Annotated in this window: 4 protein-coding genes; all 4 read left to right on the forward strand. The window is 62.3% G+C overall.

Annotated features, from left to right (window positions below):
- The coding region (locus GXX82_13050) for a type 1 glutamine amidotransferase (GenBank protein NLT23967.1) at positions 1–723 on the forward strand (723 nt) is incomplete at its 5' end.
- Between the two features lie 49 nt (positions 724–772).
- Positions 773–1,900: a glutamate synthase gene (locus GXX82_13055; GenBank protein NLT23968.1), complete on the forward strand. Its 1,128-nt coding sequence runs from the start codon at positions 773–775 to the stop codon at positions 1,898–1,900.
- Positions 1,861–3,522, forward strand: a complete 1,662-nt coding sequence (locus GXX82_13060) for a 4Fe-4S binding protein (GenBank protein ID NLT23969.1) — start codon at positions 1,861–1,863, stop codon at positions 3,520–3,522. The genes GXX82_13055 and GXX82_13060 overlap by 40 nt, the downstream gene beginning before the upstream one ends.
- Positions 3,523–3,557: 35 nt before the next feature.
- Positions 3,558–5,878 (forward strand): FAD-dependent oxidoreductase (locus GXX82_13065; protein NLT23970.1); only part of this gene is annotated, 2,321 nt, incomplete at its 3' end.

Below are 5,878 nucleotides of genomic sequence, written 5' to 3' on the forward strand. Positions count from 1 at the left end.
GAGCAGGAAGGCCCGGGATACATAGCGGACCTCTTTTCCGAGGACGGGTGGACCGTGGAGGTCCTCGACATGTCCGGCAGGGGCGCGCCGCTTCCCCATGACCTTGACGGTTTCGGCGGGATAGTCATCCTGGGTGGACCCATGAACGTTTATCAGGAGGATGCCTATCCCTTCCTGAAGGACGAAGAGACCCTCATCAGGCGCGCCCTTATCGATGAGGTGCCGCTTCTCGGCATATGCCTCGGCGCGCAGCTCATCGCGAAGACCTGTGGCGCCGCCGTAATGAGATCGCCAAAGAAGGAGATCGGGTGGTTCACCGTTACGAAGACGTTGGAGGGTATGAAGGACAGCCTCTTCCGGGGCAATCCCCAGCATATGACCGTTTTCCAGTGGCACGAGGACACCTTCGACCTTCCCGGCGACGGTGTCCTTCTTGCGAAGGGCCGGGCCTGCGCCAACCAGGCGTTCAGAATAGGGCACAGTGCCTACGGTCTCCAGTTCCACATCGAGGCGACACCGGAGATGGTGGAGTCATGGATGAGGCATGAAAGGGAGGTCGATGTGAAGAGGGTCCTCCGCGACGGCAGAAGGATCATGGAGATCTTTGCCGATCAGGGAAAAAGGGTTGTCACCAACTTCCGAAGGATCGCGGAGTCCTCCCTGCAGTACCGCAGGGTCATATCGCGGTTCGTCGACGAAGCACAGAGGCTGGAACACGGATAGATAGACTGGCGGGAGACGGTCTGACGCGGGACCGGAAAAGGAGGCTGCCATGTGTCGCCTGGCTGCGATCACATCGAATGAATACTTGAACCCCATGGAATGCATCGGGGCCCTGGAGACGATGCACGAGGGCCACGATGGCTCGGGGATGGGGCTTATCCTCAAGAACCTGGGCGGAGAGCTTGCAGAGTTCTCCGATTACCCGGTGCTTTCGGGGATATGCTCGAAGGACGGGCTCTACACCCTTGACGAATATCTCTTTCATGCCGGGTTTCGGCTGAAGCACCAGTGGCGGCCGGCGCTGAGGCCTGTAAAGGGCATAAAGCGCAAAGACCATTATTTCGCAAAGGTTTACGACTACCCGGAGGAGTACGAGGACCGGAGTCAGGAAGAGAAGGAAGAGCTTCTCATCGAGACGCGGCTCACCCTTCGGTGTATGGGGGAGGCGAACGGTTCCATAACGGTCTTCTCCTTTTACCCGGATATCGTCACCATCAAGGAGGTGGGGGATCCCCTGCAGCTCGGGGAGTTCTTCGGCCTCTCCGATTCCCGCCTGAAGGCGAAGATCATCTTTGCCCAGGGACGGCAGAACACGAATTACGACATCAACCTCTATGCCTGCCATCCTTTCTTCATCCAGGGTTTCGGTTCCATGACCAACGGCGAGAACACGGCCTTCGTGCCTATCAGGGAGTTCCTTGCGAGCAGGGGGTTTGCGGGGTACACGGGGTACGACAGCGACAGCGAGGTCTTTACGCACATCCTCCACTACGCGGTGAAGAAGCTCGGCTATCCCCTCCACTATTACAAGGACGTCATCACGCCTCTGGGCGAGGGTGACCTCTGGCGGCGCGAAGACAGCGAGGTGCTTTCCCTCATGCGGGTGGCCCTTCGCCCGCTGTGTATCGACGGGCCGAACGTCATCATCGGGTTCACCCCTGACGGTTCCTGTTTCATGGTCCACGACGCGAAGAAGCTCCGCCCCGGGGTTGTGGGCGGTGTCAGGGGAAAGGTCGGGCTCGTGTCGGAGGAGTGCGGGCTCGAGAGCATGGTCCCCCAAAGAGAGAGTGCCAGGGACATCTTCCCCATGAAACATGACATGGTCATCGTTTCCCCGGGAGCGCAGGAGGTGCGGGTATGGAATCAGCTGTACGGCTGGACCACAATCATGAACTGACGGTCAAGGACCTTCCCTATATCGTCGTGTGGCGCGAGGACAGGTGCAAGAGATGCGGCCGGTGCACCGCCGTGTGCCCCATGTCTGCCATCGAGCCTTCGGTGGTGACAAGGCGCGAGGTGAGCTCCGAAGACGCGTCCCCCACTCCGAAGGTCACGCGGAAGACCGTTGTCGTGGTGAAGCAGACCACGGACATCGAACGGTACTGCACCGGGTGCGGAGCCTGCACTCTCGTGTGTCCCAACGACGCCATAGAGCCTGTTTTTAATCCCCAGCACAAGTTCCTCTTCCACAAGAACCCGGGAGGACACCCGTACCGCAGGGGCGGCAGACGGAACGATCCCCGGGAATCCACGCTTGACCACCTGAAATTCACGCGTATATCGATGCTCACGGACCCGGCACTCGACGCCGGGCGCCACGAGTTCAGGATACGGTCCTATCTCGGGCGCGTTCTGCCGCCGGAGGAGATGCCCTTCAGGGTAAAGGAAGGCAAGCTGGAACTGGCAGGCGGGGGCGTCAGGTTTGTCCCGCCCGTCCGGGAGATATATCCCGTCATGATCGGCAGCATGTCCGTCGGGGCCCTGTCGCCGACGATGTGGGAAGGACTCGCAATGGGGGTGGCGTACCTCAACGAGGTCGACCACATGCCCGTCGTCATGGCGTCCGGGGAAGGCGGCATACCGCCGAGGCTTCTCAAATCAAGGTTCATCAGGTATTTCATCCTCCAGATCGCCTCGGGTTACTTCGGATGGGACGAGATCATCCGGGCGATCCCGGACATGGTCGATGACCCCTGCGCGATAGAGATCAAGTACGGTCAGGGAGCGAAGCCCGGGGACGGCGGGCTCCTCATGGCGGAAAAGGTCACGAAGCTCATATCGGAGATACGGGGCGTGCCGCAGGGTGTGGACCTGCCGTCCCCCCCGACGCACCAGACGAAGTACTCCATCGAGGAGTCGGTGGCGAAGATGATCCAGGCCATGTCCATGGCCTTCGGGTTCAGGGTGCCCGTATACCCCAAGATATCGGGAACGAGGACGGCAAAGGCGGTGCTCAACAACCTGCTGCGCAATCCCTACGCCGGCGGCCTGTCCATAGATGGTGAGGAAGGGGGCACCGGCGCCGCGTACAATGTTTCCCTCGACAAGATGGGGCATCCCATCGCGTCCAACATCCGCGATTGCTATCTTGACCTTTCCCGTCAGGGACGACAGAACGAGCTGCCGCTCATCGCCGCTGGAGGGGTGGGCAAGAAGGGCGGACTCGCGGCCAACGCCGCGGCGCTCATCATGCTGGGGGCGTCGGCGGTGTCCATCGGGAAATACATGATGCAGGCGGCCGCCGGGTGTTTCGGAGACGAGATGAACAGGTGCAACATCTGCAATATCGGCAGGTGTCCCCGGGGTATCACCACCCAGGACCCGAGGCTGTACCGCAGACTGGACCCGGAAAAGGTGGCCGAAAGGGTGGTTGAGGTCTTCCGGTCGCTGGACGTGGAGTTGAGGAAGATCTTTGCGCCGCTCGGCAGGAGCACGGAGTTGCCCATCGGCATGTCCGACGCCCTGTGCGCGGATGACGCGGATATAGCGGAGCGTCTGCGGATAGGCTATGTCTGCTGACGGGAAGAGCGGTTCAGGGAAGCGAGGATAGGGCCATGGCAAAGATCATCGAAGGAAACAGGAACGAGCAGCGCACGAATTCGAGGGTCCTCGACGAGGAGATCCGCGAGGCGATCCGGGAGGGTTCGACAGAGATACACGTCGTGGCGAACGGGCAGCACGGTATCGGGGGCCGCCTGTGGGGTTTCCCGGAACCGGTGACCATCACCGTCGAGGGACCGGTGGGGCAGCGGCTCGGCGGGATGGGAATGTTCGGAACGAAGATAATCGCGAAGGGCAGTGTTTCCGATGACGTGGGGTGGCTCAATTGCGGAGCCGAGATCACGGTCCTCGGTGACGCGGGCAACGGGGCCCACAACGCAGCCGCGCAGGGGAAACTCTATGTCCGCGGTTCCGGCGGGGCCCGCTGCGACACGATGACGAAGCACAACCCCAAATACGACCCTCCCCAGTCCTGGTACTTTCGCGATGTGGGCGACACCTTCGCCGAGTTCAAGGCCGGCGGCATCGCCGTCATCTGCGGCGTCGAGCCCCGCAACAGGAACAACATCATAGGGTACCGTCCCTGCGTGGGAATGGTCGGCGGGATCATCTATTTCCGCGGTCCCATCGAGACCTACAGCGAGTCGGACGTGCGGCTCCTCGAGCTCACGCCCCAGGACTGGCAGTGGCTCAAGACGAACATGAGGCCTTTCCTCAGGACCATAGAGCGCGAGGACCACTACAGGGAGCTGACGAAGGATGCCGGCGCGTGGAGGAAGCTTATTCCACTGACCGCCAGGGAACGGGAGAAGACGAGGCCCTTCGCCGTGTCCCTCGGCGAGTTCCGCAAAGCGATGTGGGAGGCGGGAGTTGGCGGGGGAGGCATATTCGCCGAGTACATCGACCACCCGGGAACGGTCCTTCCCTACATAACGACCGGGCAGGACAGGAGGTTCCGGCCGTCATGGAACAACGGGAAGTACGCTCCGCCATGCGAATACACCTGTCCCAGCGGGATCCCGACATGGCAGCGCACGCGTCTCATCCGCGAAGGAAAGCTGAACGAGGCGCTGGAGTTGGTCCTCAGGTACAGTCCCCTGCCGGCCAGCGTCTGCGGCGAGGTCTGCGCCCACCTGTGCATGCAGGGGTGCACGCGTGCCCTCGTTGACCGGCCCCTCGACACGGAGGAGTTCGGCAAGGCGAGCCTGGAGCTGTCCCTTCCGGAGCGCGACAAGGCGACGGGCAAACGGGTCGCCGTCATCGGAGCCGGTCCGGGCGGACTCTCGGCGGCATGGCAGCTCGCCCTCAAAGGGCACAGCGTAGACCTCTATGAGGCGGAGGAGAAGATCGGCGGGAAGCTGGAATATTTCATTCCGAAGCGGAGACTGCCGCGGCGCATCCTGTCGGCGGAGCTTGGCCGCTTCAGGAAGATAGGTGTGAGTGTGCACACAGGTGTCAGGGTGGACAGGGGGAGGTTCGACGAGATCTATGCCGGGCACGACGCCGTCGTCGTCGCCTGCGGTGCCCACAAGCCCCGCGTGCCGGACATGAAGGGCGCGTCGGACATGGTGCCCGCCTACGATTTCCTCCGCCGGGCGAACACGAAGGAAGCGCCCGACCTCACAGGCAGAAAGGTCGTCGTCATCGGTGCGGGGAACGTGGGCATGGACGTTGCAGCCGAGGCGTTCCGTCTCGGCGCCGCCGCGGTCACCGCCGTCGACATCCAGAGACCGGCCGCCTTCGGAAAGGAACGGGAGATAGCCGAATCCCTGGGGACGAAGGTCCTCTGGCCCCGGTTCGTTTCGTCCTGGTCGGTGAAGAAAGGCAAGATCACTTTCACGGACAGGACATCCATCGAGGCCGATCACGTCGTCATTTCCATCGGGGACACGCCGCTGACGGGTTTCCTGCCCGAGGCCGTCCACGTGAGGAAAGACGGTTGGATAGAGGCGGACGAGGCCGGCCACACGACGGACCCGAAGATCTTCGCCATCGGTGACGCCGTGAGCCCCGGGCTCGTGACGCATGCCATCGGCCACGGAAGACGGGCGGCCCTTGCCGTCGACGCCCTGCTCACCGGGAGGTCTTTCTACAGGACCGAGCCAAGGCCGGTCATTCCCTTCGAGCGGATAAAGACCGCCTACTACGAGGCGTGCAAGGCCGGACCCGTCGAACTCAATGCCGAGGCGAACCGCTGCCTGTCGTGCGCCGTCTGCCGCGACTGCCACATGTGCGAGATTGCGTGCCATTACGGTGCCATATCACGCGTGGAACACGAGGACGGCACTTACGAGTACGTCGTCGACGCCAGCCTCTGCATAGGCTGCGGTTTCTGCGCCGGCGTCTGTCCCTGCGGCATATGGGAGATGGAGGA

This window comes from Syntrophorhabdus sp. (assembly GCA_012719415.1).
Classification (GTDB): Bacteria; Desulfobacterota; Syntrophorhabdia; order Syntrophorhabdales; family Syntrophorhabdaceae; genus Delta-02.